Source organism: Pseudomonas sp. PA-1-6B (genome assembly GCF_021609545.1).
In the GTDB taxonomy this organism is placed as follows: Bacteria; Pseudomonadota; Gammaproteobacteria; order Pseudomonadales; family Pseudomonadaceae; genus Aquipseudomonas; species Aquipseudomonas fluorescens_BV.
This window is the reverse complement of the sequence record NZ_WJZM01000079.1, coordinates 1-24580: the sequence shown is the minus strand read 5'-3', so window position 1 is coordinate 24580 and position 24580 is coordinate 1. Positions and strand designations below refer to the sequence as shown.

The window sequence follows — 24580 nt, the reverse complement described above, 5'->3', positions numbered from 1 at the left end:
GTGGGCGATGATCGAACGCAAGTTGTAAAGGTAAAAATGCAGGCATAAAAAAACCGCTTCCGGTGAGGGAAGCGGTTTTTCACATCTGCGCTATCAGAACAACTTCAACGGTGGTGCTTGTTCTTTCAACGGCTCGTTCTTCGCAGTCTGCTCGTTCCAGCCACCGCCGAGGGCCTTGTACAGGTTGACCTCGCTGGTGAGCTGCGCCAGGCGGTCGGTGATCAGCGATTGCTGGGCACTGAACAGTTGGCGCTGGGCGTCGAGGAAGGTCAGGTTGCTGTCGACACCAATGCGGTAGCGACGCTCGGCCAGCCGGTAGTAATCCTGGTTAGCCTCGACGAAGCCGCGTTGGGCATCCAGTTGCTGCTTGTAGGTCGCACGCGCGGCCAAGCCGTCGGAGACTTCCTGGAAGCCGGTCTGGATGGCCTTCTCATAGTTGGCCACGTTGATCTCTTTCTGGATCTTCGAGTAGTCCAGGCTTGCGCGCAGGCTACCGGCGTTGAAGATCGGGATGTTGATCTGCGGGGCAAACGCCCAGGTCCCCGAACCGCCTTTGAACAGGCCACCCAGGGTAGGGCTGGCAGTGCCGGCGCTGGCGGTCAGGCTGATGCTCGGGAAGAATGCCGCACGGGCCGCGCCGATGTTGGCGTTGGCCGCCTTGAGGTTGTACTCGGCCTGCACAATGTCGGGACGACGTTGCAGCAGGTCCGATGGCAACCCGGCCGGCACTTCGCTGAGCAGGTCATCGGACAGCGGCTTGCTGGCGATATTCGCCGGCAGGCCGGTGCCCAGCAGCAGGGTCAGGCTGTTTTCGTCCTGGGCCACCTGGCGGGTGTAGCGGGCCAGTTGCACGCGGGCGTTTTCCACCGAGGTGCGTGCCTGGCTGAGGTCGAGGGCCGAGGCCACGCCGACTTCATTGCTGCGCGAGGTGAGCTTGTAGCTCTGCTCGAAGGCCGCCAGGGTGTCCTGGGTCAGCTTGAGCAGCTCCTTGTCGGCCTGCCAGGTCAGGTAGGCATTGGCTACGCTGGCCACCAGGCTGATTTGGGTGCTGCGACGTGCTTCTTCAGTGGCGAAGTACTTCTGCAGCGCTTCTTCACTGAGGCTGCGCACGCGACCGAACAGGTCCAGCTCATAAGAGCTGATCCCAAGGCCTGCCGAGTACTGGCTGGCGATGGTCGATTCGCCGGTCTGCGACAGCTTGGCCGGGGTGCGCGAGCGGCTGCCGTTACCGGTGGCCGACACGGCCGGGAACAGGTCGGCACGCTGGATTTGATATTGCGCTGCATAGGCGTCGATGTTCAGCGCCGCGACACGCAGGTCACGGTTGTTCACCAACGCGGTCTGGATCAGCTGTTGCAGGGCAGGGTCATGGAAAAACTGCTTCCAGCCTTGCTCGGCAGCGGCCTGGCTCGGCGCCTGGGCCGACGAATACGCCGGCCCCTGCGGGAACTGCGCGGCCACCGGCGCATCGGGACGCTGATAGTCAGGTATCAGCGAGCAGCCACTGAGCACGAATGCGGTGACGGCTAGGGAAAGTAGCGACTTGCTCATTGGCCAGCCTCTTTAGGAGTTTCAGTAGTGTCTTTCTTTTTGCGTTCGCCAGCGGCGGATACCGTTGCGTAGAACAGCGGTACCCAGAAGATCGCCAGAACTGTGGCCGTGATCATACCGCCGATCACGCCGGTACCGATCGCATGCTGGCTGCCTGAGCCGGCGCCCGTGGAGATCGCCAGCGGCAATACGCCGAGCATGAACGCCAACGAGGTCATGATGATCGGGCGCAGACGCATGCGGGACGCTTCGATAGCCGCCTCGACGATGCCTTTGCCTTGCTCGTGCAGTTCCTTGGCGAACTCAACGATGAGGATGGCGTTTTTCGCCGCCAGGCCCACCGTCACCAACAGGCCCACCTGGAAGAACACGTCGTTGGACAAGCCGCGCATGCTGGTGGCGATCAACGCACCGATCACACCCAAAGGTACAACCAGAATCACCGCGATCGGAATCGACCAGCTTTCGTACAGTGCTGCCAGGCACAGGAACACAACCAGCAGCGACAGTGCGTACAGCGCTGGCGCCTGGGAACCGGAAAGGCGTTCTTCGTACGACAGGCCTGTCCAGGCATAACCGATACCGGCCGGCAGTTCTTTGGCAATGCGTTCGACTTCGGCCATCGCATCACCGGTACTGTAGCCAGGTGCCGGGGTACCGAGGATTTCCATCGCCGCTACACCGTTGTATCGCGAAAGCTTGGGCGAACCGTAGATCCACTGGCCCGACGAGATGGCCGACAGCGGCACCATTTTCCCGTCGTTGCTGCGCACGTACCATTTGTCCAGGTCTTCGGGCGACATCCGGCTGGCGGCGTCGCCTTGCACATACACCTTCTTCACGCGACCACGGTCGATGAAGTCGTTGATGTAGCTACCACCCAAGGCAATGGCCAGGGTCTGCTGGATATCGGCGAGGCTGATGCCTTGGGCACTGGCCTTCTCGTCGTCAACGGTCAGCTCGTACTGCGGCTCATCGTTCACGCCGTTAGGGCGCACGCCGGCCAGCACCTTGCTTTGTGCCGCAGCGCCCAGGAACTGGTTACGTGCAGCCATCAGCTTGTCGTGGCCGACGCCACCCTGGTCTTGCAGGAACACGTCGAAACCGGTGGCGTTACCCAGCTCCAGCACCGAAGGCGGCACGATGGCGAAAACCATGGCGTCCTTGAAGGCCCCGAAGAAGTAACCCTGGGCACGCTTGGCCACTTCGAACACCGACTGGCTCGAATCACGCTCATCCCACGGCTTGAGCATCACGAACGCAAGCCCGGAGCTCTGGCCACGACCGGCGAAGTTGAAGCCGTTCACGGTAAACACCGACTTCACCGCCTTGCCTTCGCCTGGCTCGCCTTCCTTGTCGTTCAGCAGGAAGGCGCGCATGTCGTCGACGACTTTCTGCGTGCGCTCAGCCGAAGCACCGACCGGTGTCTGCACCTGGGCGAAGATCACACCCTGGTCTTCCTCAGGCAGGAACGCGCTTGGAATACGGGTGAACATCCAGATCATGCCGGCCAGGATCAGCGCGTACACCAGGAATGCCGGGATCTTGTGCTTGATCATGCCGCCCACGCCGCGCTCGTACTTGAGTACGCCACGGTCGAAGGTGCGGTTGAACCAGCCGAAGAAGCCGCGCTTGGGCTGGCCGTGTTTTTCCGGATCAATCGGCTTGAGCATGGTGGCGCACAAAGCCGGGGTGAAGATCAGGGCAACCAGCACCGACAACGCCATCGCCGAAACGATGGTGATGGAGAACTGCCGGTAGATCACACCGGTGGAACCACCGAAGAATGCCATCGGCAGCAGTACCGCCGACAGTACCAGGGCAATACCCACCAGGGCGCCCTGGATCTGGCCCATGGACTTGATCGTTGCTTCCTTGGGCGACAGGTGCTCTTCGGCCATTACCCGTTCGACGTTTTCCACCACGACGATGGCATCGTCCACCAGCAAGCCGATGGCCAGGATCATGCCGAACATGGTCAAGGTGTTGATGGTGAAGCCGCACGCGGCCAGGATCCCGAAGGTACCCAGCAATACCACCGGTACGGTCATGGTGGTGATGATGGTGGCACGGAAGTTCTGCAGGAACAGGAACATCACCAGGAACACCAGCACGATCGCTTCGACCAGGGTGTGAACCACACCGGAGATCGATTCGGTCACGACCGGGGTGGTGTCATAGGGCACCACCGCCTTCATGCCAGGCGGGAAGAACGGCTCCAGGGACTTCACTGTTTCGCGGATGGCCTTGCCAGTGTCCAGTGCGTTGGCACCGGCCGCCAGCTTGATCGCCATACCCGAGGCCGGCTTGCCGTTGAACTGTGCACTGATGCTGTAGTTCTGGCCGCCCAGTTCGATGCGCGCGACGTCACCCAGGCGAACCTGCGAGCCGTCGGTGTTCACCTTCATCAGAATCTTGGCGAATTCTTCAGTGCTTTGCAGGCGCGTCTTGCCGATGATCGTGGCGTTCAGCTGGGTGCCGGGCAGGGCAGGCAGGCCGCCCAGTTGGCCGGTGGCCACCTGCACGTTCTGGGCCTTGATGGCATTGCTGACGTCCACTGGCGTGAGCTGGTAATTGTTCAGTTTGGCCGGGTCGAGCCAGATACGCATGGCGTACTGCGAACCGAACACCTGGAAGTCACCCACCCCCGCGGTACGGGAGATCGGGTCCTGGATGTTGGACACGATGTAGTTGGAGAGGTCGTCCTTGGTCATGCTGCCGTCTTCCGACACCAGACCGATCACCATCAGGAAGTTCTTCACCGACTTGGTCACGCGGATACCCTGTTGCTGCACTTCTTGCGGCAGCAGTGGGGTGGCCAGGTTGAGCTTGTTCTGTACCTGGACCTGAGCGATATCCGGGTTGGTACCCTGGTTGAACGTCACGGTGATGGTCATGCTGCCGTCGGAGTTACTGTCCGAGGAGACATAACGCAGGTTGTCGATACCGTTGAGCTGTTGCTCGATGACCTGCACCACGGTGTCCTGCACGGTTTGTGCGGAAGCGCCCGGGTAGGTCACCTGGATATCAATGGCCGTTGGCGCAATGGCCGGGTATTGGTTGATGGGCAACTTCAGGATCGAGAGTGCCCCGACCAGCATGATCACCAGGGCAATTACCCAGGCGAAAATGGGACGGTCGATAAAAAATTTCGACATGGATTACTCCCCTTGACCAGCAGCGGCAGCAGGCGCTGCGGCAGTACCGGCGGGTTTAGCGTTGGAGGCTTCCGTGACCTTCACCTCGGCGCCTGGCTTGACGTACTGCAAGCCTTCGGTGATGACGCGGTCACCGGCATTGAGGCCTTTTTCCACCAGCCAGTAGGCCCCGGCGGTACGGTTGGCAACCAGTTCGCGTTGCTCGACCTTGTTGTCCTTGTTCACGATCAGCGCTGTCGGAATGCCACGCAGGTCACGGGTCACGCCTTGTTGCGGAGCCAGGATGGCCTTGCTGTTCACACCGGCCAGCAACTGGGCGTGTACGAACATGCCCGGCAGCAGCACGTGGTCAGGGTTGGGGAACACGGCACGCAGGGTCACGGAACCGGTGGTCTGGTCGACCGACACTTCGGAGAACTCCAGCTTGCCGTCCTGGGCGTAGGCCGTGCCGTCTTCCAGGGTCAGCTTGACCTTGGCAGCGTTGTCGCCGGCTTTTTCCAGTTGGCCGCTGGCCAGGTCGCGACGCAGCTTGAGCATTTCAGCTGAAGATTGCGTGACGTCGACGTAGATCGGGTCCAGTTGCTGGATCACCGCCATGGCGTCGGCCTGGCCATTGCTGACCAGTGCGCCTTCGGTGACCGAAGAACGGCCAATACGCCCGGAGATCGGCGCGTACACCTTGGTGTAGCGCACGTTGATCTGGGCGGTTTGAACGTTTGCCTCGGCAGTCATGCGGTTGGCAACGGCGGTGTCGTATTCCTGACGGCTGACGGCTTGCTCATCGACCAATTGCTTGTAGCGATCGGTGATGGACTTGGTCTGGGTCAGGCTCGCTTGTGCGCTTTTGAGCGTGGCTTCATACACCGACGGGTCGATCTGGTAGAGCTGTTGCCCTTCCTTCACGTCGGCGCCTTCCTTGAACAGGCGCTTGAGAATGATGCCGTTGACCTGAGGCCGGACTTCCGCGATGCGAAAGGCCGTGGTGCGGCCTGGCAGCTCGGTGGTCAGGGTATAGGCTTGCGGTTGAATGGTGACCACGCCGACCTGAGGGGTTTGAGCGGGCGGTGCCGCTTCTTCCTTTTTACATCCGCTGAGCAGCGATGCCAGGGCGACGGCAGTGACCAGAGCGGTAACAGCTGGCTTAAGTTGCATGAAGATCCTCGGGTCAGGCGCGCAGAGTGCGCACAAGAAGTGTGGAAGGGTAAAAAACAAGCCGTGAGTGGATAAGTAGCTTGCTACGCAATATACTTACGTTCATGGTTGTTTGTAAACTCTTGACAGGCTTCACGCAATGTTGACAAAGCACCGCCGCAAGCCTCGATTCTAGTACGTTCGGCGCCCATGACGGCGTCGTCCCACAATTATTCAGATGACGGTCAAGTACCGTCCACAGTGTCCCGATTGAGGTTTTACTGCCATGGTTCGTCGCACCAAAGAGGAAGCTCAGGAAACGCGCAGCCAGATTCTCCAAGCCGCCGAGCAAGCCTTTTATGAGCGTGGCGTAGCGCGTACCACCCTGGCGGACATCGCCGCTCTGGCGGGCGTGACGCGTGGGGCTATCTATTGGCATTTCAGCAATAAGTCCGATTTGCTCCAGGCCTTGCTCGACACGCTGCACGAACCCCTGGACGAATTGGCCCGGGCGAGTGAAAGCGAGGATGAAGTCGACCCGCTGGGCTGTATGCGCAAGCTGCTGATTCATCTCTACCATGAAGTGGCCCTGGACCCGAAAACCCGGCGCATCAACGAGATTCTGTTTCATAAGTGCGAGTTCACCGATGAAATGTGTGACATGCGCCGCCAACGCCAGACCCACAGCCTGGAATGCAACCTGCGTATCAGCCTGACGTTGCGTAACGCGGTTCATCGCGGGCAACTGCCTGAAAATCTCGACACCACCCGTGGGGCTGTCTGCATACATGCCTTCATCCACGGTTTGATCGGCCAGTGGCTGCTGGTCCCCGATAGCTTTGAACTGCACCAGGACGCCGAGCGCTGGGCTGACATAGGGCTGGACATGCTGCGCCTGAGCCCCAGCCTGCGCAATTGAAACAAAATGCGTAATTGCAACCCGTTGTGTCAACAGTAAAGCCTAAGGACGGTCAATCGTCCTTCTGGCTGATTTGTGGGGTGACTTTATATACGGCCTGGCGGGCGGTTGATAGGTAGCCGGCTAAGTATTTTGTAGCGATATTGTTGCCGTTCTGTGAAGCGATGTTTCCAGGGGGGCTACAGACAGGCACAAATGTGGGAGGGGACTTGCTCCTGACACTGTAGGAGCGAGCTTGCTCGCGAAAAACTTCAACGATAACGCGTGCTTCCTGAGTGAACGCGGCGCCTGTTAGTTTCTCGCGAGCAAGCTCGCTCCTACAGCATTGGGTTTGCGGGGTACGTTAGATCGGCAGCGTCGGGTAGTCGATGTATCCCACCGGGCCTTTGCCATAGAAAGTTTCAGGGTGCGGCTCGTTCAACGGCGCATCGGCCTTCAGTCGCGCCGGCAGGTCCGGGTTGGCGATGAAAGGAATACCAAAGGCCACTGCATCCGCCTTGCCCGCCGCCAGCCAGGCATTGGCGCTGTCTTTGGTGAAGCGTTCGTTGGCGATGTATACGCCGCCGAAGGCTTTTTTCAGCTGTGGGCCGAGGCTATCCGCACCTTCTTTTTCGCGGGAGCAGATGAAGGCGATGCCGCGCTTGCCCAGTTCGCTGGCGACGTAGGTGAAGGTCTCGGCGAGGTTGTCGTCACCCATGTCATGCGCGTCAGCACGCGGTGCCAGGTGCACGCCCACGCGGCCGGCGCCCCAGACTTCGATGGCGGCGTCGGTGACTTCCAGCAACAGGCGCGCACGGTTTTCCAGGGAACCACCGTACTGGTCGGTGCGCTGGTTGGTGCTGCTCTGCAGGAACTGGTCAAGCAGGTAGCCGTTGGCGCCGTGGATTTCCACGCCGTCGAACCCGGCGGCCTTGGCGTTCTCGGCGCCGGTGCGGTAAGCGTCGACGATGTCGGCGATTTCAGCGGTTTCCAGGGCGCGCGGGGTTGGGTAGTCGGCCAATGGGCGAACCAGGCTGACGTGGCCTTTAGCCTGGACCGCACTCGGAGCCACCGGGGTTTCCCCGTTCAGGTAGGACTCGTGGGAGATGCGGCCAACGTGCCACAACTGCAGGAAGATCTTGCCGCCCGCGCCATGCACGGCCTTGGTGATGTTGGCCCAGCCGCGCACCTGATCGTTGGACCAGATGCCGGGGGTGTCCGGGTAGCCAACGCCCATGGGCGTCACGGAAGTGGCTTCGCTGAGGATGAGCCCCGCGGACGCGCGTTGCACGTAGTACTCGGCCATCAGCGCATTGGGCACCCGCCCGGCGTCTGCGCGGCAGCGGGTCAGCGGCGCCATGATGATGCGGTTCGACAGGTGCACGTCGCCCAGTGTGATCGGATCGAAAATAGTCGTCATGGAAAAAACACCTTCTCTTTCAAGTTGATCAGTTGGTCGCGGGGGCCAGGTCGGCGTTGCCGCCCTGACGGAAAGTGATGAGGGTCACCAGCAGCGCGAGAATCGCCAGTGCTGCAGCGGCCAGGGGCACGCTGGTCAGGCCGAAGCCGTGTGCAATCACGCTGCCGCCGACCCAGGCGCCGAGGGCGTTGCCAATGTTGAAGGCACCGATGTTCAGGGTGGATACCAGGTTCGGCGCGGCCTTGCCGAAGGTCACCACGTTGATTTGCAGCGCCGGCACGGCGGCGAACGAGGCGGTGGCCCACAGGAACAGGGTGATTTCAGTCGGTATCACCGCAACGCTGGTCCAGCTCAGCACCGTGGAAACCACCGCCATGCTGATGAACACGCCGATCAAGGTGGCCGCCAGGCGCTTGTCCGCCAGTTTGCCGCCGATGATGTTGCCCACCGTGAGCCCCAGGCCGATCAGCAGCAGTGTCCAGGTCACGCCCTTGGGCGACACGCCGGTCACATCGCCCAGCAGCGGCGCGACGTAGGTAAAGAGGGTGAACATGGACGCGGCAAACAGTGCGGTCATGCTCAGCGACAGCCAGATACCGGCACCCTTGAGGGCGGCCAGTTCGGCGCGCATGTCGAGTTTTTCTTCGTCACGCTTGGCGGGCAGGAAGCGAATGAGGCCGATCAAGGCAATCACGCCAATCACGGTCACGGCCCAGAAGGTCGAGCGCCAGCCGGCTTCCTGGCCCAGCGCCGTACCCAGGGGCACGCCCAGCACGTTCGCCAGGGTCAACCCAGTAAACATCAGCGCCACGGCCGACGCACGTTTGTTGGCCGGCACCAGGTTGGCCGCCACCACCGAGCCAATACCGAAGAAGGCACCGTGGCACAACGCTGTCACCACACGGGCAAACATCAGCACGTTGTAGTCGCTTGCCAGGGCACAGAGCAGATTGCCGATAATGAAAATACCCATCAACGCTACCAGCGCCGCCTTGCGTGGCAGCCTGGCGGTGGCCAGTGCCATGAACGGTGCGCCGATGGCCACGCCCAGGGCGTAGCCGGTGACCAGCCAGCCGGCGCCGGGAATCGACACACCCAGGTCCGTCGCCACATCGGGCAGCAAGCCCATGATGACGAACTCGGTGGTGCCGATGGCAAAGGCGCTCAGGGCCAGTATGAGTAGCGAGAGGGGCATGGGCGTGTCCTTGATGATTACGGTGCGCTGAGTTCGGTAATGAGCGCAGCGAGAAAGGCTTGGATCACTTCCTCGTTGCGCTTGAAAAAGTGCCACTGCCCGGCCTTCTGGCTGGTGATCAACCCCGCCCGTTGCAAGGTGGCCAGGTGCGCCGACACGGTCGACTGGGACAAGCCGCAGCGCTGGTCGATCTGCCCGGCGCAGATGCCGTATTCGTGGTTGTGCAATTGCTCGGGGAACTGCACTTTCGGGTCTTTGAGCCAGGTGAGGATGTCTCGTCGTACTGGGTGCGCCAGGGCTTTTATTATTTCGTCGAGGTCGATGGACATGGCAGGGTGCTCGGTGTCGTAAAGCGTTATATCGCTATGAGGCGAACTTTAAATCGTAATATTCCGATATACCAATATGATTTTGATCTGAGACCAGGTCAAATCGGTATATCGGGTTATAACGATATGCGGTTGGCAGTGGTAGACTGCGCGGCATGAATTATCTCGCACATCTGCACCTGGGCGGCCAACTTCCTGCGCAATTGCTGGGTAGCCTTTATGGTGACTTCGTCAAAGGCCGCCTGCAGGGCCAGTTCAGCCCGCAAATCGAAGCGGCGATCCAGTTGCATCGCTCCATCGACCGCTTTACCGATAGCCATCCGCTGGTGGGCGAGGCGTTGTCGCGCTTCAGTCTGACCCGCAGGCGCTATGCCGGGATCGTCCTCGATGTGTTTTTCGACCATTGTCTGGCGCGGGATTGGGCGCTGTATGCCGACCAGTCTCTGGAGCGTTTCACGTCGCAGGTGTATCGGGTGTTGGCGGCTGAACCCGCGTTGCCGGGGCGGCTGGCGCAGATCGCGCCGTACATGGCGGCGGATGATTGGTTGGGCTCGTACCGCGAGTTTGCGGTGATGGAGCAGGTGCTGCGCGGGATTTCGCGGCGGCTGACACAGCCCGAGGAACTGGGGTATGCGATGCAGGAGTTGCGGGTTTTGTATGAGCCGTTGAGTGAGGACTTTCGACTGTTCTACCCAGAGTTGCAGAAATTTGCACAATCTCAACTGACTACATGAGATCTGAATGTGGGAGCTGGCTTGCCTGCCCCCACATTTGGATTGAGTTCACATTGCTTCAGGCTGCGAATGCAGGCCGAGCGGCCACTTGCTCAGTTTCCGGCACCGGGCCGAATAGCGCCTTCTGCACCGCCTGCTGCGCCTGATACGCCAATGCCGCACGTTCCTGACCGGCGCAGGCAATCGGTTTGAGCACATGAATCTCTACATCGCCCTGATCATTGGAAAACAAGCGCATCAGGTGCGAGAGCAAATCATCATCGCCAATGAAGGGCGCCAGCGGGTCGACTTGGCCGTCGCGCAGATACCGAATCGCTACTGGCTGCAGTGACACATCCGCATCGATCGCGCTGGCCAGCAAGCGCCCGTGGAATGTGCGCAGGCCGCGCCCGTCGGTGGTGGTGCCTTCGGGGAACATCAGCAAGGGGTGCTGTTGCTCCAGATGACGGGTCATTTGCTTGCGGATCAGTTGGCTGTCACCTGATCCGCGACGAATAAACAGGCTGCCAGCCTTGGCCGCCAGCCAGCCGGCCACCGGCCAGGTGCGCACCTCGGCCTTGGACAAAAACGACATCGGCGCCACCATGCCCAGCAACGGAATATCCGTCCACGACACATGATTGCTCACCCACAGCATCGGCGTTTGCGGCAACTCGCCATGCACCGTCACGCGAAAGGGCAGGGCGTTGGTCAGTCGCGCCATAAAGAAGCGCGACCAACGCTGGCGCCGCACCATCGAGTTAGCCACGCCCAGGCGCTCGAACAGGCCAAACACACTGGCCATGCTCAACCCCAGCCCCACCACCAACAGCACGCGGGCGATGCGCCCGTAAATGCGCAGGCGGTTCATCACATGGCCGCCTTGAAGTGGCGCGCGTAACGCGGGCACAACTCGTCGCGCTTGAGCAGGATAAACACGTCTGCTACCTGGAAGTCTTCATCCCAGCACGGCTCGCCGCAGATCTTCGCGCCCAGGCGCATGTAGGCCTTGAGCAGCGGCGGCATTTCGGCGATGACGTTGGACGGCAGGTCCAGGGCCGGCAGTGGTTTTTTCGGTTCGGCGCGCAGGTGTTCGTTGCACAGGTAGCGCTCGCGCAAGCGCTGCATGATCGCGTGGGCCTGGATGCCGCCATCGTGCATCGGGATGCTCGCGCAGCCCATCAGGTAGCTGTAGCCGCCCTGGTTGAGCACTTCGGCCAACTCGCCCCATAACACCGCGATGGTGCCGCCATTGCGATAGGCCGGGTCGACGCAGGTGCGGCCAATCTCCAGGATCGGGCCCTGCAAGTGCAGCAGGCCATGCAGGCTGAATTCTTCTTCACTGTAGAACCGGCCCAGGGTGCTGGCGGCCTGGTGGTCGAGCAGACGGGTAGTCGCGACGAGTCGACCGCTGTTCAAATCCCGCACGCCGATATGGCTGCAGTGAACATCATAGTCATCCATGTCCAGACCCAGTTCCGCGCCTTTCAGCTTGGCGTTGAACTCGCCGCTGAACACGTTGAACCGCAGGGCCTGGGCTTCCTGCAATGCCTGTGTGCCTACCAGGCGTTCGGCTTGCAGACGGCGTTCATTGCCTTTGTCGCTGATGCGGGCGATCTGAGTCATAGCGAGTCTCCGGGTGCCGGCCAGGTTGCGGCCAGTCGACTTTGTTGTCCAAAGTCAGGCTATGTAGCCTCGGTGTCAGCTCCATGAAGTTACGGTGACGGTTGGATGACAGCCCCCTTGTCGCAAATCTGTCACTGGCGTGAGCTAGGCTCGCGGGCTTGAATGCCCCCTTGAGTTTGCGTCCATGGTCCGAGGCCTGTTGTGCGTTGCCCTGCTGTTTGTCGCCGTGAATGCTCGCGCTGAAATCTGGCCTGAAAAGGAGTGGGCCGTGGGCACAACCCTCACCGGTCCCGCTGTCGATGCTCTGGACGCCTACGCTTTCCCACCTCGTGACGATGCCACCCGCAACGGTATTCGCACCGATGCGTTGCTGGTCATTCGGGATGGCGAAATCATCTATGAACGCTACGCCGCGCCCACCACTGCCAGCACACCGCACCTGACCTGGTCCGTCAGCAAAAGCCTGATGGCTACCGTGCTGGGCGTGGCCTATGGGCAAGGCCGCTTCAAACTCAACGACCCCGCCGCACGTTTCTACCCACCGATGAAGCAGCACCCCAAGGTGAGCATGGCCGACCTGCTGCACTGGGCCTCCGGGTTGGACTGGCAGGAAGACTACGAGTACGCCCCGTTGAAATCTTCGGTGGTGGCGATGCTCTACACCCGTGGCCACACCGACATGGCGCAATTCGCAGCGGATACCGAGGCGGTCGCCGCCCCTGGCCAGGCTTTCCGTTATTCCAGTGGCGACAGCACTATCCTGTCCGCCGCGCTCAAGGGCATGCTCGGCCTCAAGGCCTACATGACCTACCCGTGGGACGCGCTGTTCCAGCCCTTGGGCATTCGCGACGCAACCTGGGAAACCGACGCCGATGAGACGTTTGTCGCGTCGTCCTATGCCTACCTCACGGCCCGGGATCTGGCACGAGTAGGGCTACTGATGGCGCGGGATGGACGCTGGCAGGAGCGGCAACTGCTGCCCAAGGACTGGGTCGCCTTCAACCGCCGGCCCTTCGACCGCTACAAAGCCGGCCAGGATGAAGCCGTGCCGGGCGGCCATTGGTGGCTCAACACCGGCGCCCCCCAACCCTGGCCCGACGCACCGGCCACTACCTTCGCCGCGCTGGGGCACTGGGGCCAGGCGCTGTTTGTGCTGCCCGACGAACACCTGGTGATCGTGCGTTACGGCGATGATCGGGATGGCAGTTACCGGCATAACGAACTGCTCAAACGCGTGCTGGCGGCGGTGCGCTCATGATTCGACGCCATCCGTTCATCAGCGTTTTACTGGTGTTGTTCTTCGCACTGTCGGGCTGGGTTTGGCATGAGCGCGTCAACCTGCAAGCCTTCCCCGACATCATCGCGGCTTACACCGCCAAGGAGTACTGCTCGTGCCGGTACGTGGCCAACAACCCGGCGCAGTATTGCCTGGGGTATGTGAAGCAGTACGTGCCAACCAGTGCGTTCACTGACTCTCCGGAACGCAGTGAAGTCACGGCAAGCGGTTTAGGGCGTACGCACACGGCGCGGTGGTTGGGCGACCGTCAAGGCTGCCGCCTCAACCCCTGACACACCCAAATTCCCCTGTGGGAGCTGGCTTGCCTGCGATAGCGCCAGGTCAGCCAACATCACTGGTGCCTGTGCCGCCGCCATCGCAGGCAGCTCCCACATTTAGATTATCTGCGTGGGTTCTCGGAAAAAGAACCGGCCCTGAGGTTCCACAGAGTGGAACCACCTTTGATTGTCCTCACGCGCACATCGCGCTTAGCTGTCGATGTGTCGCCAACAAGAACGGGACCACCCGCCTGTGAGGAGAATTACCATGCGTCCGCACCAGCACATCCTGGATTGGCTCAGCGACGTTGCCAGCGACTTGCACGCTGTGCGTCACGATATCCACGCCCATCCCGAACTCGGCTTTGAAGAGAACCGCACCTCAGCGCTGGTCGCACAGTCACTCAGGGAGTGGGGCTACGAGGTGCACACCGGTATCGGCAAGACCGGTGTGGTCGGCGTGCTGCGTAACGGCAACAGCTCGCGCACGTTGGGGATTCGCGCCGACATGGACGCCTTGCCCATCATCGAAAATACCGGCGCGGTCTATACCAGCCAGCATGCCGGCTGCATGCACGCCTGCGGCCATGACGGCCACACCACCATGTTGCTCGGCGCCGCGCGTTACTTGGCGGCGACGCGGCAATTCGACGGCACTTTGAACCTGATTTTCCAACCCGCCGAAGAAGGCCAGGGCGGCGCCGAGGCGATGCTGGCGGACGGTTTGCTGGAGCGCTTCCCCTGCGACGGGTTGTTCGGGATGCACAATATGCCAGGCTTGCCGGCTGGGCATCTGGGCTTGAGAGTGGGGCCGATGATGGCCTCCCAGGACCTGCTCACCGTGACGCTCGAAGGCGTAGGTGGTCACGGCTCGATGCCGCATTTGACCGTGGACCCGCTAGTGGCGGCGGCGAGCATGGTCATGGCCTTGCAAACGGTGGTAGCGCGCAATATCGACACCCAGGAAGCTGCCGTGGTCACGGTCGGCGCCCTTCAAGCAGGGCAAGCCGCCAATGTGATTCCCCAGCAAGCCCTGTTGCGCCTGAGCCTGCGCGCACTTAACCCCAAGGTACGCGAACAGATGCTGGAACGGGTCAACGCGATCATCCAGACCCAGGCCGCCAGCTTCGGCTGCACCGTGCAGATCGAACACCGGCCGGCCTACCCGGTACTGGTCAACCACGCCGAAGAAACCGAATTCGCCCGCCAGGTCGGTGTGGCCTTGCTCGGTGCCGACGCTGTGGATGGCAACACCCGCACGCTGATGGGCAGCGAAGACTTCGCCTGGATGCTGCAACGCTGCCCCGGCAGTTACCTGTTTATCGGCAACGGCGTGTCGCGACCGATGGTGCACAACCCCGCCTATGACTTCAACGACGACATCCTGCTGACCGGCGCAGCCTACTGGGGCGCGCTGGCCGAGAGCTGGCTCAAGCCTGCCTGACGACCTCATCTTTTTCTGCCGCTGGACCCTTTCCCTGTATCGGTTGAATGGAGTGTTCCTCATGCAGACTTCAAAGCCTGGCGTTTCCCGCACCCGCCAAGTGGTGGCGGCCGTGATCGGCAACGCGCTGGAATGGTATGACTTTATCGTCTACGGCTTTCTCGCCAGCATCATCGCCCGGCAGTTCTTCCCCTCGGAAGACGAATACGCGTCGCTGCTGATGGCCCTGGCCACCTTTGGCGTGGGCTTTTTCATGCGTCCGGTGGGCGGCATCCTGTTGGGCATCTATGCCGATCGCAAAGGCCGCAAAGCCGCGATGCAGTTGATTATCCGGCTAATGACCGTGTCCATTGCGCTGATCGCCTTCGCGCCGAACTACGCCGCCATCGGCATGGGTGCGCCGTTGCTGATTGTGGTGGCGCGGATGCTTCAGGGGTTTGCCACCGGCGGTGAATATGCCAGCGCCACGGCATTTCTGGTGGAGAGCGCACCTGCCCATCGCAAGGGCTTGTATGGCTCCTGGCAATTGGTGGGGCAGTGCCTGGCGGTGTTCGGCGGGGCGGCGATGGTGGCGTTGGTCACGCATTTCTTTTCGCCTGAAACCCTCGACCTGTGGGGCTGGCGCCTGCCGTTTGTGCTGGGCTTGCTGATCGGCCCGGTCGGGTTGTGGATTCGTCGGCACATGGAAGACCCGGAAGAGTTTATCCAGGCGCGTAAAAACGCCACCGGCCCGGCGCCGAGCCTCATGCAAGTGCTGCGTGACCATCGGCGCAGCATCCTGGTGTCCATGGGCCTGGCCTGCGGGGCGACGGTCTCGTTCTACGTGGTGCTGGTGAACATGCCGACCTTCGCCCACAAGAACCTCGGCCTGCCGCTGGACCAGGTGCTGATGGTGCAGATGTTTGCGGTGGCGCTGATGACCGTGGTGATCCCCTTGTCCGGCCTGCTCTCGGATCGGTTGGGACGGCGACCGGTGTTGATGGCCTTCACCCTGGCGTTCTTCGTGATGGTCTACCCGTTGTATGTGTGGGTAGCCGCTGCGCCGTCCATCGAGCGCCTGCTGGTGATGCAGGTGATGTTGTGCACGGCGATTGGCGGGTTCTTCGGGCCCGCGCCGACGGCATTGGCCGAACAGTTCCCTATCGAGGTGCGCTCGACCGGCGTGTCGGTGGCCTATAACGTGGCGGTAATGGTGTTCGGTGGTTTCGCGCCGTTGATCGTGACCTGGCTGAGCAAGGTGCTGGGCACGCCGGTGGCGCCCTCGTTCTATGTATTGTTTGCGTGCGTGCTGACGCTGCTGGGCACTTACTGCATGCGCGAGGCACCCCGGGCGAGCAAGCCGCTGCCGTTTTCCAGAGAGGTGAAGCCTTGAGTATTGTTGATTGGGATGCCACTGAGCTGTCGCGGGCCATTCATGGGCGGCAGGTGTCGTGCGAAGAGGTGATGCAGGCGTACCTGGCGCAGATCCAGCGCTTTAACCCTGGCGTGAGTGCGCTGGTGTCGTTGCGCGAAAGCGAGGCCGTGCTGGCCGAGGCGAGAGCCTGTGATCGTGAGTTGGACCGGGGCCATTCCCGTGGCTGGATGCATGGCATGCCCCAGGCCATCAAGGACCTGGCGGCCACCCAGGGTTTGCGCACCACCCTGGGCTCACCGCTGTTCGCCGAGCATGTACCGAACGAAGACGCCATCAGCGTGGCGCGGGTGCGGGCCAGTGGCGCGATCATCATCGGCAAGACCAACGTGCCGGAGTTCGGCCTGGGCTCCCACACCTACAACACGCTGTTCGGCACCACCGGCAATGCCTATGACCCGCGCCTGGCGGCCGGCGGTAGCAGTGGCGGGGCGGCGGTGGCCCTGGCGCTGCGCATGCTGCCGGTGGCCGACGGCAGCGACATGATGGGCTCGCTGCGCAACCCGGCGGCGTTCAACAACGTGTTCGGCTTGCGCCCCTCCCAAGGGCGGGTGCCTCACGGGCCGATGCCGGAACTGTTCGTGCAGCAATTGGGCACCGAAGGCCCGATGGGGCGCAGCGTAATGGATGTGGCGCGGTTGCTGAGCATTCAGTCCGGTTACGATCCCCGGGCGCCGTTGTCATCCAGGGACGATCCCGCTGTGCTGGGCCAGCCGTTGCAACGCGACTTCAACGGCGCACGCCTCGGTTGGCTGGGGGACTACAACGGTTATCTGCCGATGGATGATGGCGTGATGAGCCTGTGCGAAGCGGCGCTGGATGATTTCGCCAGGTTGGGCTGTGAAGTGCACAGCTGCCAACCGGACTTTTCCATGGCGCGCCTGTGGCGCTGCTGGTTGGTACACCGCCATTGGCTGGTGCACGGCAACCTCGGCGCGGCCTACGCCAACCCGCAAAAACGCGCGCTGCTCAAGCCCGAAGCGCAATGGGAAGTGGAGGGCGGCCAGGGCTTGAGTGCCCAGCAGGTTTACCAGGCGTCGGTGGACCGCAGTGAGTGGTACCGCGCTTTGGGCAAGCTGTTCGAACGTTACGATTTCCTGCTGTTGCCCACCGCCCAGGTGTTCCCTTTCGATGCACAACAGCCTTGGCCACGCCTCGTTGGCGGGCGCGAAATGGACACTTATCACCGCTGGATGGAGGTGGTGATCGGCCCGACCCTCGCCGGTTTGCCGAGCATGAGCATCCCGGTGGGCTTCAACCCGCAGGGCTTGCCCATGGGCCTGCAAATCATTGGCCCGGCCCAGGCCGACAGGGCGGTGCTGCAATTGGCCTATGCCCATGAACAACTGACCCAATGGGTGCAACGCCAGCCGCCGGCGTGCCTTGCAACGACCCGCTGAGCGCTGACCGGGCCTGTATCTTGCTGTGAAAAAAGATCATCCACCGGCAACAGGGAGATCGAACATGGAGACAGGCACTGTACGCTCGGTTGAGCGCGCTCTGGCAATCGTCGAGTTGCTGGGCGAGCACCAGGCGCTGGGGCTGGAAGAACTGCACTACCTCACGCAGCTGCCCAAGGCCACGGTGTCGCGCATGTTGCTGACCTTGCAGGAACAGGGGTGGGTCTACCGCGGCCTGAGCGATCGGCGTTACCGCCTGCGTGCCCGGCGTTTGTTCGGCGATACCCAGCAACGCTTCAAGCGCCAGGTGGTGGAGAGCGCCGCCCCTTGGTTGCTGGAGCTCAGCGAGCGCACCGGGCTGGTGGTGGACTTGTCGTGCTTCGATGGCGAGCGCCTGGAGGTCATGGAAAGCGCGATCCCCAGCGTGTTACGCAAGCTGTACCCGAACAACTGCCAGATCGTCGGCCAGTACGCCAGCCTGTTCCACTCGGCGATGGGCAAGGCTTGCCTGACGCAATTGCCGGCTGACGAAGTACAGCGCCTGGCAGGCCGCAATCATGTGGCGGCAGACGAGCACTATCGCGCATGCGAGCAAACCCAGCACCAGGGCTTCGGACAGCGTACCGAGGGCTACTGGGAATATCCGGTGCGTTTGCCGTTCCTGATCCGGGCGGTGGCCTTGCCGGTGCGCGCCAATGGCCGATTGGTGGGGAGCATGGCGCTGCATTGGCCCATGCATCAGGCGCCGGTGGAGCGGGTGTTGAATTTGCACATGGGCAGCCTTGAAGAAACGATCTGCGAAGTGCAGCGAACGCTGGTTTGAAAACACAGCAAAAACCCTGTGGCAGCTGGCTTTTGTGGCGAGGGAGCTTGCTCCCGCTGGGGTGCGTAGCGCCCTCAAAAAGCCGGCTCCAGCTGCGCTGTCGAACGGGAGCAAGCTCCCTCGCCACAGCAAGCCAGCTCCCACATTGAATTTGCGCCGGTTGTGAGATTGCGCTTAAGGTTCGCCCAGGTTTTTTGCCCCATGAGTCTTTATGTTCAATGTCAAACCTCTGGTCTTCGCGCTGCTGACCTGTGCTGCCGTGCCCGCCCACGCCGATTGGTACCTGGATAACGAATCCTCGCGCCTGTCTTTCGTCACCACCAAAAACACCGAGATTGCCGAAGTCCAGCGCTTCCTGGTGCTGCACGGCAAAGTCGACGCCAAAGGCGCGGCTCGGCTGGAAGTGGAGCTGGACTCAATCAACAGCGGTATTCCGGTGCGCGACGAGCGCATGCGTAAAGAGCTGTTCGAGATCAAGACCTTCCCCGAAGCGCAGATCAGCGCACAGATCAATCTGCAGCCCATCAATGATCTGGCGTCCGGCGCGCAGTTGGAATTGCGCCTGCCCTTGAGCGTCACGCTGCACGGCAAGACCCAGACCTACAGCGCCGAACTGCTGGCCACGCGCCTGGATGAGCGGCGTTTCCAGGTGGTAACCCTGGAGCCCGTGGTGCTGCATGCCGAAGATTTCGACCTGGCGCCCGGTGTGGCGACCTTGCGCAAGGCGGCAGGGCTCAAGTCGATCAGTTTGTCGGTGCCGGTGGGTGCGGTGCTGATCTTCACGGCGCGCTGACATGAGCGGCGCGGTGTTCCCGTGGCGCAGCGCCAATCAATTCGAATTGCTGATCGACGGGCCGAACTTCTTCCCCGAGATGCTGGTAGGTATCGCCCGGGCCGAGCAGCAGGTTGACCTTGAGTTATACTTGGTCGAAGCCGGGGCCTGCGCCGAGGCCATGGTGCAGGCCCTGGTGCTGGCCGCCGAACGCGGCGTGCAGGTGCGTTGCCTGTTCGACGATTACGGCAGCCTGGCGTTTACCCTGGGGCTGCGCAAGCGCTTGACCGATGCCGGCGTGGCGCTGCGCTTTTACAACCGCCTGAATTGGCGGCGCTGGATGCGCAACCTGTATCGCGACCATCGAAAGCTACTGCTGATCGACCAGCGCATTGCGGTGGTCGGCGGCACCGGTGTCACCGACGAGTTCTGGACGCCGGGGCAAGACACCGCCGACTGGCATGAAGTGATGGTGCAGATCAGCGGCCCGCTGGTGCTGGACTGGCAGGCCCTGTTCGATCGGCAATGGCACGCTAACGCCGCGCGCCGTGAATGGAAACCGGCTACCCACTTTGGTTTGCCTCGTTTGCCCAAGGTGCCCGCCACCGGGCCGGGGCTGGGCCGCGTGGCGTATGCCGATGCGCGTCAGCACCGTGACATCCTGCAATCGTTGATTCGTGCTTTGAACAGCAGCAAGGGGCGTATCTGGCTGGCGACCCCGTACTTCCTGCCAACCTGGAGCGTGCGCCGCGCCTTGCGCCGGGCGGCAGGGCGCGGTGTGGACGTACGTTTGCTGCTCACCGGCCCGCGCACCGATCACCCGTCGGTGCGTTACGCCGGGCACCGTTATTACCCGCGCCTGCTGCGTTCAGGCGTGCAGATCTTCGAATACCAGCCGTGTTTCCTGCACCTGAAGATGGTGCTGGTGGATGATTGGGTGAGCATTGGCTCGTGCAATTTCGACCACTGGAATCTGCGCTTCAACCTGGAAGCCAACCTGGAAGCGCTGGACCCGCAGTTGACGGCAGCGGTTGTGGGCAGTTTCGAAGCGGACTTTGCCCAAAGCCAGGCGGTGAGTCTGGAGGCCTGGAAGGCGCGGCCATTGTGGCGGCGGGTGAAGCAGCGGGTGTGGGGCTGGATTGATCGGTTGGTGGTCAATCTGCTGGATCGGCGCGGTTAGCCGGGCCACCTCAAGTCCAATGTGGGAGCTGGCTTGCCTGCGATAGCATCACCTCGGTACACCTGACAAACCGAGGTGCCTGTATCGCAGGCAAGCCAGCTCCCACAAAAGCCAGCTCCCACCCAGACCGTGTTTACAGCTTCAGATCAGAGCAGTTCAAACGTCTGCTGCTGCACATCCTGGGAATCCAACCCGATCTGCACATTGAACTCGCCCGGTTCCGCCGCGAACTTGAGCTGGGCGTTGTAGAACTTCAGGTCGTCCTCGGTGATGGTGAAGTGCAACGTGCGCGCTTCGCCAGCCTTGAGCATGACCTTCTGGAAGTTCTTCAGCTCCTTGATCGGGCGGATCATCGAACCGGCCACGTCCTGGATATACAACTGCACAACCGTTTCGCCATCGACCTTGCCAGTGTTCTTCACGGTGACGCTGGCGTCGAGCTTGCCGGTCTTGTTCAGCGTGGTGGACGACAGCGCCATGTCCGACAGGCTGAACGTGGTGTAGCTCAGGCCATAGCCAAACGGAAACAGGGGGCCGGTGGTGTCATCGAAGTACTGCGAGGTGTAGTTGCCCGGCTTGCCTGGGGTGAATGGCCGGCCGATGGTCAGGTGGTTGTAGTAGGTCGGAATCTGCCCCACCGAACGAGGGAAGGTGATCGGCAGCTTGCCCGATGGGTTGTAGTCACCGAACAGCACGTCGGCGATGGCGTTGCCGCCTTCGGTACCTGCGAACCAGGTTTCCAGGATCGCGTCGGCCTGTTGGTTCTCTTCGAGAATCGACAGCGGACGGCCGTTCATCAACACCAGCACCAGCGGTTTGCCGGTGGCTTTGAGGGCCTTGATCAAGTCGCGCTGGCTTTGCGGGATGTTCAGATCGGTACGGCTCGACGATTCGTGGGACATGCCACGGGACTCGCCCACCGCCGCGACGATAACGTCGGCGTTGTTCGCCGCCTTCACCGCTTCATCAATCAGCACCTGGGCAGGGCGCGGGTCATCCACCACTTCCGGGGCATCGAAGTTGAGGAAGTTGAGGTAGTCGAGCACCGCTTTGTCGCCGGTGATGTTGGCGCCACGGGCATAGATCACTTTGCCTTTTTCACCGATCACGGCGTTCATGCCGTCGAGCAGGGTCACCGATTGCGCAGGCCGGCCGGCAGCAGCCCAACTGCCCATCATGTCGATGGGTGCCTTGGCCAGCGGGCCGACCAGGGCAATAGTCGCGGATTTTTTCAGCGGCAGGGTGTCGTTGTGGTTTTTCAGCAACACCAGGCTGCGGCGCGCAATGTCGCGGGCCTCGGCACGGTGCAGGCGGCTGTCGGCGTAGGTGTCGGCCGGGTCATCCTCGGCCTTGCCGATGCGCAGGTACGGGTCCTTGAACAGGCCCATGTCGTACTTGGCGCCGAGCACTTCGCGCACGGCGTTGTCGATGTCGCTCTGCTGGATTTCGCCGGACTTGAGCAGCCCCGGCAATTCCTTGCCGTACAGCGAGTCGTTCATGCTCATGTCGATGCCGGCCTTGATCGCCAGCTTGGCGGCTTCACGCCCGTCCTTGGCCACGCCGTGCTTGATCAGCTCGAAGATCGCACCGTGGTCGCTGACGGTCAGGCCCTTGAAGCCCCAGTCCTTGCGCAGCAGGTCGTTCATCAGCCAGGTGTTGGCCGTGGCAGGCACGCCGTTGATCGAGTTGAGTGCGACCATCACGCCGCCGGAGCCGGCCTTGATCGCCGCGTGGTAAGGCGGCAGGTAGTCCTGGTACATCTTGACCGGGCTCATGTCGACCACGTTGTAGTCGCGCCCGCCTTCCACCGCACCATAGAGGGCGAAGTGCTTGACGCTGGCCATGAGGCTGTCGGCATTCGCGGGGCTGGTGCCCTGGAACGCCTTGACCATCACTTCGGCAATGCGTGACACCAGGTAGGTGTCTTCACCGAAACCTTCGGAAGTGCGGCCCCAGCGCGGGTCGCGGGAGATATCGACCATTGGTGCAAACGTGATGTCGAGGCTGTCGGCGGCGGCTTCCTGGGCGGCGATGCGCCCGGAGCGGCCAATGGCGTCCATGTCCCAGCTGGAGGCCAGGGCCAGGCTGATCGGGAAAATGGTGCGGTGGCCGTGGATCACGTCATAGGCGAAGAACATCGGGATCTTCAAGCGGCTGCGCATGGCCGCGTCCTGCATCGGACGGTTTTCCGGGCGGGTGATGGAGTTGAACGTGCCACCGATGCGGCCGGCGGCGATTTCCTTGCGGATCATCTCGCGGGGCATTTCCGGGCCGATACTGATCAGGCGCAATTGGCCGATCTTCTCATCCAGGGTCATTTGCTTGAGCAGGTCGCTGACGAAGGCGTCCTTGTCGTTAAGCGCAGCAGGCTTTGTTTCTGCCCATACGGGGTGGCTGGCCAGAGTGGCAACAAGGCCGAGCAAACACAGCTTTTTCATGAATATCCTTTTTCGGCGACTGCGCAGCATTCAAAGAGATGCTGTCGGCCAAAATGTGGGGAACGTCTATTGTTGTTCGGGTGTTGTTCAGATAAATGCAGCACACTCTGAACTCTTTTTCGCGCTGGGCATCTTTGTAGCTGATTGGCTCGAAGCATTCCAGTGGTGGCGGATTATGCCCCAAGCGCGTGGTTTATAGGGTTAGTCGTCAAATTCCATCAGATCGGGCAGGAGAAACACTATGCAAGCAGCACACACTTATCGCTGGGGCTTCAAGGCTGCGGCGCTGTTACTGATCAGCAGCGTGCTGAGCGGTTGCGGCATCAACAACATCCCGACCCTGGACGAACAGGCCAAGGCCGCCTGGGGCCAGGTGCAGAACCAGTACCAGCGCCGTGCCGATCTGATCCCCAACCTGGTGGAAACGGTGAAGGCGTATGCCGCCCACGAACAAGAAACCCTTACCGCGGTGATTGAAGCGCGGGCCAAGGCCACCTCGATCCAGGTGGATGCCAGCACCCTGGACAACCCCGAAAAACTCAAGCAGTTCCAGCAAGCCCAGGATGGCCTGAGCGGCGCACTCAGCCGTTTGATGGTGGTGTCCGAGCGTTACCCGGACCTGAAGGCCAACCAGAACTTCCTGGCCTTGCAATCGCAACTTGAAGGCACCGAGAACCGTATCGCTGTGTCTCGCCGTGACTTTATCCAGGCCGTACAGGCTTACAACACTGAGATCCGCACCTTCCCGGGCCGCCTGTGGCACAGCGTGATGTACAGCGACTTGCCGATCCGCGCCACGTTTGAAGCCACCAGCGCCGATGCCGATAAAGCGCCGCAAGTGAAGTTCAAATAAGGCTGCACTGAGGTGTCGATGCGTTTATTACGGATAGGCCTGGCGCTGTGGCTGTTGGCCTGCGTGGGCGTGGCCCAGGCGGCACCGAGCTTCCCGGCGCTGACCGGGCGGGTGGTGGACAGCGCGCAGATGATCGAGCCGGCGGTGCGCGAGCAACTGACCCAGCAACTGCAGGCGCTGGAGCAGACCTCGGGCGACCAGTTGGTGGTGGTCACCGTGCCCGACCTGCAAGGCGTGCCTATTGAGGACTACGGTTATCAATTGGGCCGCCAGTGGGGCATTGGCCAGAAGGGCAAGGACAACGGCGCGCTGTTGATCGTCTCCCGTGATGACCGCCAATTGCGCATCGAAGTCGGGTATGGCCTGGAAGGCGTGCTGACGGATGCGCAATCCTGGGTGATCATCAACCAGGTGATCCTGCCCAAGTTCAAGGCCGGCAATTTCAGCCAGGGCATCAGCGACGGCGTGGCCGCGATGATCCAGGTGGTGGGCGGTGAGCCCTTGGCGGTGCCGGCCCATGTGGCGGATGCGAACTTCGCCATGGATAATCCCGGGTTTTCCATCGGCCTGTTTATTCTGCTGATCGGCGTGCTGTGGCTGTGCAATCGTATGGGCTTGCCGGTGGGCGCTATCCTGCTGGCGATTCTCAACAGCAGCGGGCGCGGCGGCGGTGGGGGCGGCGGT

21 protein-coding genes are annotated in these 24580 nt (G+C 61.8%); 12 read left to right on the top strand and 9 right to left on the bottom strand.

The window, feature by feature from the left end; genetic code table 11:
• Positions 1 to 93: 93 nt before the first annotated feature.
• Genes adeC through GIV35_RS25265 form a run of 3 tightly spaced genes read right to left on the bottom strand, consistent with a single transcriptional unit; the run spans position 94 to position 5861 of the window.
• Entirely contained in the window at positions 94 to 1551 is a 1458-nt protein-coding gene (gene adeC / locus GIV35_RS25275; RefSeq protein WP_034134942.1) for an AdeC/AdeK/OprM family multidrug efflux complex outer membrane factor, read from the bottom strand.
• Positions 1548 to 4709: an efflux RND transporter permease subunit gene (locus GIV35_RS25270; protein ID WP_105226070.1), complete on the bottom strand. Its 3162-nt coding sequence runs from the start codon at positions 4707 to 4709 to the stop codon at positions 1548 to 1550. The genes adeC and GIV35_RS25270 overlap by 4 nt, the downstream gene beginning before the upstream one ends.
• Positions 4710 to 4712: 3 nt before the next feature.
• Complete coding sequence (locus GIV35_RS25265) at positions 4713 to 5861, bottom strand: efflux RND transporter periplasmic adaptor subunit (RefSeq protein ID WP_034125974.1); 1149 nt, start codon at positions 5859 to 5861, stop codon at positions 4713 to 4715.
• 265 nt (positions 5862 to 6126) lie between these two features.
• On the opposite strand from GIV35_RS25265, the gene GIV35_RS25260 reads away from it, so the two are divergent.
• Positions 6127 to 6759, top strand: coding sequence for a TetR family transcriptional regulator (locus GIV35_RS25260; RefSeq protein ID WP_034125975.1), 633 nt, complete (start codon positions 6127 to 6129; stop codon positions 6757 to 6759).
• Positions 6760 to 7102: 343 nt separating this feature from the next.
• Here GIV35_RS25260 and GIV35_RS25255 read toward each other — a convergent pair whose 3' ends face one another.
• From GIV35_RS25255 to GIV35_RS25245, 3 genes are read right to left on the bottom strand one after another with little or no spacing between them, the layout of a single operon-like run.
• A complete protein-coding gene (locus GIV35_RS25255; protein WP_202691258.1) occupies positions 7103 to 8158 on the bottom strand; it encodes an alkene reductase in 1056 nt (351 codons plus the stop codon).
• Between the two features lie 28 nt (positions 8159 to 8186).
• Positions 8187 to 9353, bottom strand: coding sequence for an MFS transporter (locus GIV35_RS25250; protein ID WP_034125977.1), 1167 nt, complete (start codon positions 9351 to 9353; stop codon positions 8187 to 8189).
• A gap of 17 nt (positions 9354 to 9370) precedes the next feature.
• On the bottom strand, positions 9371 to 9682 hold the full coding sequence (locus tag GIV35_RS25245) for an ArsR/SmtB family transcription factor (RefSeq protein WP_034125978.1): 312 nt from the start codon (positions 9680 to 9682) through the stop codon (positions 9371 to 9373).
• 155 nt (positions 9683 to 9837) lie between these two features.
• Between GIV35_RS25245 and GIV35_RS25240 the strand changes: the two genes are divergently transcribed.
• Positions 9838 to 10416 (top strand): acyl carrier protein phosphodiesterase, encoded by a 579-nt coding sequence (locus GIV35_RS25240; protein WP_105226072.1) that lies wholly within the window; start codon positions 9838 to 9840, stop codon positions 10414 to 10416.
• A gap of 58 nt (positions 10417 to 10474) precedes the next feature.
• Here the strand turns inward: GIV35_RS25240 and GIV35_RS25235 are convergent, their stop codons facing one another.
• Positions 10475 to 11266, bottom strand: a complete 792-nt coding sequence (locus tag GIV35_RS25235) for a lysophospholipid acyltransferase family protein (RefSeq protein WP_105226073.1) — start codon at positions 11264 to 11266, stop codon at positions 10475 to 10477.
• Positions 11266 to 12021, bottom strand: coding sequence for an L-ornithine N(alpha)-acyltransferase (gene olsB / locus GIV35_RS25230; protein WP_054921975.1), 756 nt, complete (start codon positions 12019 to 12021; stop codon positions 11266 to 11268). Before olsB ends, GIV35_RS25235 begins: the two co-directional genes overlap by 1 nt.
• Before the next feature lie 184 nt (positions 12022 to 12205).
• On the opposite strand from olsB, the gene GIV35_RS25225 reads away from it, so the two are divergent.
• The 8 genes from GIV35_RS25225 (at position 12206) to GIV35_RS25190 (ending at position 20605) form a co-directional block, all read left to right on the top strand.
• Positions 12206 to 13279, top strand: coding sequence for a serine hydrolase domain-containing protein (locus tag GIV35_RS25225; RefSeq protein ID WP_213154154.1), 1074 nt, complete (start codon positions 12206 to 12208; stop codon positions 13277 to 13279).
• Positions 13276 to 13590, top strand: coding sequence for an amidase (locus GIV35_RS25220; protein ID WP_200649377.1), 315 nt, complete (start codon positions 13276 to 13278; stop codon positions 13588 to 13590). The genes GIV35_RS25225 and GIV35_RS25220 overlap by 4 nt, the downstream gene beginning before the upstream one ends.
• A 253-nt stretch (positions 13591 to 13843) precedes the next feature.
• Positions 13844 to 15019, top strand: a complete 1176-nt coding sequence (locus tag GIV35_RS25215) for a M20 aminoacylase family protein (protein WP_223024288.1) — start codon at positions 13844 to 13846, stop codon at positions 15017 to 15019.
• Between the two features lie 61 nt (positions 15020 to 15080).
• Positions 15081 to 16391: a citrate-proton symporter gene (locus GIV35_RS25210; RefSeq protein ID WP_105226076.1), complete on the top strand. Its 1311-nt coding sequence runs from the start codon at positions 15081 to 15083 to the stop codon at positions 16389 to 16391.
• Complete coding sequence (locus tag GIV35_RS25205; RefSeq protein WP_236265156.1) at positions 16388 to 17830, top strand: amidase; 1443 nt, start codon at positions 16388 to 16390, stop codon at positions 17828 to 17830. The genes GIV35_RS25210 and GIV35_RS25205 overlap by 4 nt, the downstream gene beginning before the upstream one ends.
• 64 nt (positions 17831 to 17894) lie before the next feature.
• Positions 17895 to 18653: a helix-turn-helix domain-containing protein gene (locus tag GIV35_RS25200; RefSeq protein WP_054899019.1), complete on the top strand. Its 759-nt coding sequence runs from the start codon at positions 17895 to 17897 to the stop codon at positions 18651 to 18653.
• Between the two features lie 211 nt (positions 18654 to 18864).
• Entirely contained in the window at positions 18865 to 19446 is a 582-nt protein-coding gene (locus GIV35_RS25195; RefSeq protein WP_200649374.1) for a YceI family protein, read from the top strand.
• 1 nt (position 19447) lies between these two features.
• Positions 19448 to 20605 carry a phospholipase D-like domain-containing protein gene (locus GIV35_RS25190; RefSeq protein WP_105226080.1) on the top strand — a complete coding sequence of 386 codons (1158 nt, stop codon included), beginning with the start codon at positions 19448 to 19450 and terminating at the stop codon, positions 20603 to 20605.
• A gap of 146 nt (positions 20606 to 20751) precedes the next feature.
• Here GIV35_RS25190 and bglX read toward each other — a convergent pair whose 3' ends face one another.
• Positions 20752 to 23043 carry a beta-glucosidase BglX gene (gene bglX / locus GIV35_RS25185; RefSeq protein WP_236265783.1) on the bottom strand — a complete coding sequence of 764 codons (2292 nt, stop codon included), beginning with the start codon at positions 23041 to 23043 and terminating at the stop codon, positions 20752 to 20754.
• Between the two features lie 241 nt (positions 23044 to 23284).
• On the opposite strand from bglX, the gene GIV35_RS25180 reads away from it, so the two are divergent.
• Together GIV35_RS25180 and GIV35_RS25175 are read left to right on the top strand one after the other, a co-directional pair.
• Positions 23285 to 23896 carry a LemA family protein gene (locus GIV35_RS25180; RefSeq protein WP_014717327.1) on the top strand — a complete coding sequence of 204 codons (612 nt, stop codon included), beginning with the start codon at positions 23285 to 23287 and terminating at the stop codon, positions 23894 to 23896.
• A gap of 18 nt (positions 23897 to 23914) precedes the next feature.
• Positions 23915 to 24580, top strand: a 666-nt coding sequence (locus GIV35_RS25175; RefSeq protein WP_236491445.1) for a TPM domain-containing protein, incomplete at its 3' end; no start/stop codon positions are given.

Coding starts and splice junctions, on each gene's coding strand:
- adeC (WP_034134942.1), bottom strand. CDS start 1,551: ATGAGCAAGTCGCTACTTTCCCTAGCCGTCACCGCATTCGTGCTCAGT.
- GIV35_RS25270 (WP_105226070.1), bottom strand. CDS start 4,709: ATGTCGAAATTTTTTATCGACCGTCCCATTTTCGCCTGGGTAATTGCC.
- GIV35_RS25265 (WP_034125974.1), bottom strand. CDS start 5,861: ATGCAACTTAAGCCAGCTGTTACCGCTCTGGTCACTGCCGTCGCCCTG.
- GIV35_RS25260 (WP_034125975.1), top strand. CDS start 6,127: ATGGTTCGTCGCACCAAAGAGGAAGCTCAGGAAACGCGCAGCCAGATT.
- GIV35_RS25255 (WP_202691258.1), bottom strand. CDS start 8,158: ATGACGACTATTTTCGATCCGATCACACTGGGCGACGTGCACCTGTCG.
- GIV35_RS25250 (WP_034125977.1), bottom strand. CDS start 9,353: ATGCCCCTCTCGCTACTCATACTGGCCCTGAGCGCCTTTGCCATCGGC.
- GIV35_RS25245 (WP_034125978.1), bottom strand. CDS start 9,682: ATGTCCATCGACCTCGACGAAATAATAAAAGCCCTGGCGCACCCAGTA.
- GIV35_RS25240 (WP_105226072.1), top strand. CDS start 9,838: ATGAATTATCTCGCACATCTGCACCTGGGCGGCCAACTTCCTGCGCAA.
- GIV35_RS25235 (WP_105226073.1), bottom strand. CDS start 11,266: ATGAACCGCCTGCGCATTTACGGGCGCATCGCCCGCGTGCTGTTGGTG.
- olsB (WP_054921975.1), bottom strand. CDS start 12,021: ATGACTCAGATCGCCCGCATCAGCGACAAAGGCAATGAACGCCGTCTG.
- GIV35_RS25225 (WP_213154154.1), top strand. CDS start 12,206: ATGGTCCGAGGCCTGTTGTGCGTTGCCCTGCTGTTTGTCGCCGTGAAT.
- GIV35_RS25220 (WP_200649377.1), top strand. CDS start 13,276: ATGATTCGACGCCATCCGTTCATCAGCGTTTTACTGGTGTTGTTCTTC.
- GIV35_RS25215 (WP_223024288.1), top strand. CDS start 13,844: ATGCGTCCGCACCAGCACATCCTGGATTGGCTCAGCGACGTTGCCAGC.
- GIV35_RS25210 (WP_105226076.1), top strand. CDS start 15,081: ATGCAGACTTCAAAGCCTGGCGTTTCCCGCACCCGCCAAGTGGTGGCG.
- GIV35_RS25200 (WP_054899019.1), top strand. CDS start 17,895: ATGGAGACAGGCACTGTACGCTCGGTTGAGCGCGCTCTGGCAATCGTC.
- GIV35_RS25195 (WP_200649374.1), top strand. CDS start 18,865: ATGTTCAATGTCAAACCTCTGGTCTTCGCGCTGCTGACCTGTGCTGCC.
- GIV35_RS25190 (WP_105226080.1), top strand. CDS start 19,448: ATGAGCGGCGCGGTGTTCCCGTGGCGCAGCGCCAATCAATTCGAATTG.
- bglX (WP_236265783.1), bottom strand. CDS start 23,043: ATGAAAAAGCTGTGTTTGCTCGGCCTTGTTGCCACTCTGGCCAGCCAC.
- GIV35_RS25180 (WP_014717327.1), top strand. CDS start 23,285: ATGCAAGCAGCACACACTTATCGCTGGGGCTTCAAGGCTGCGGCGCTG.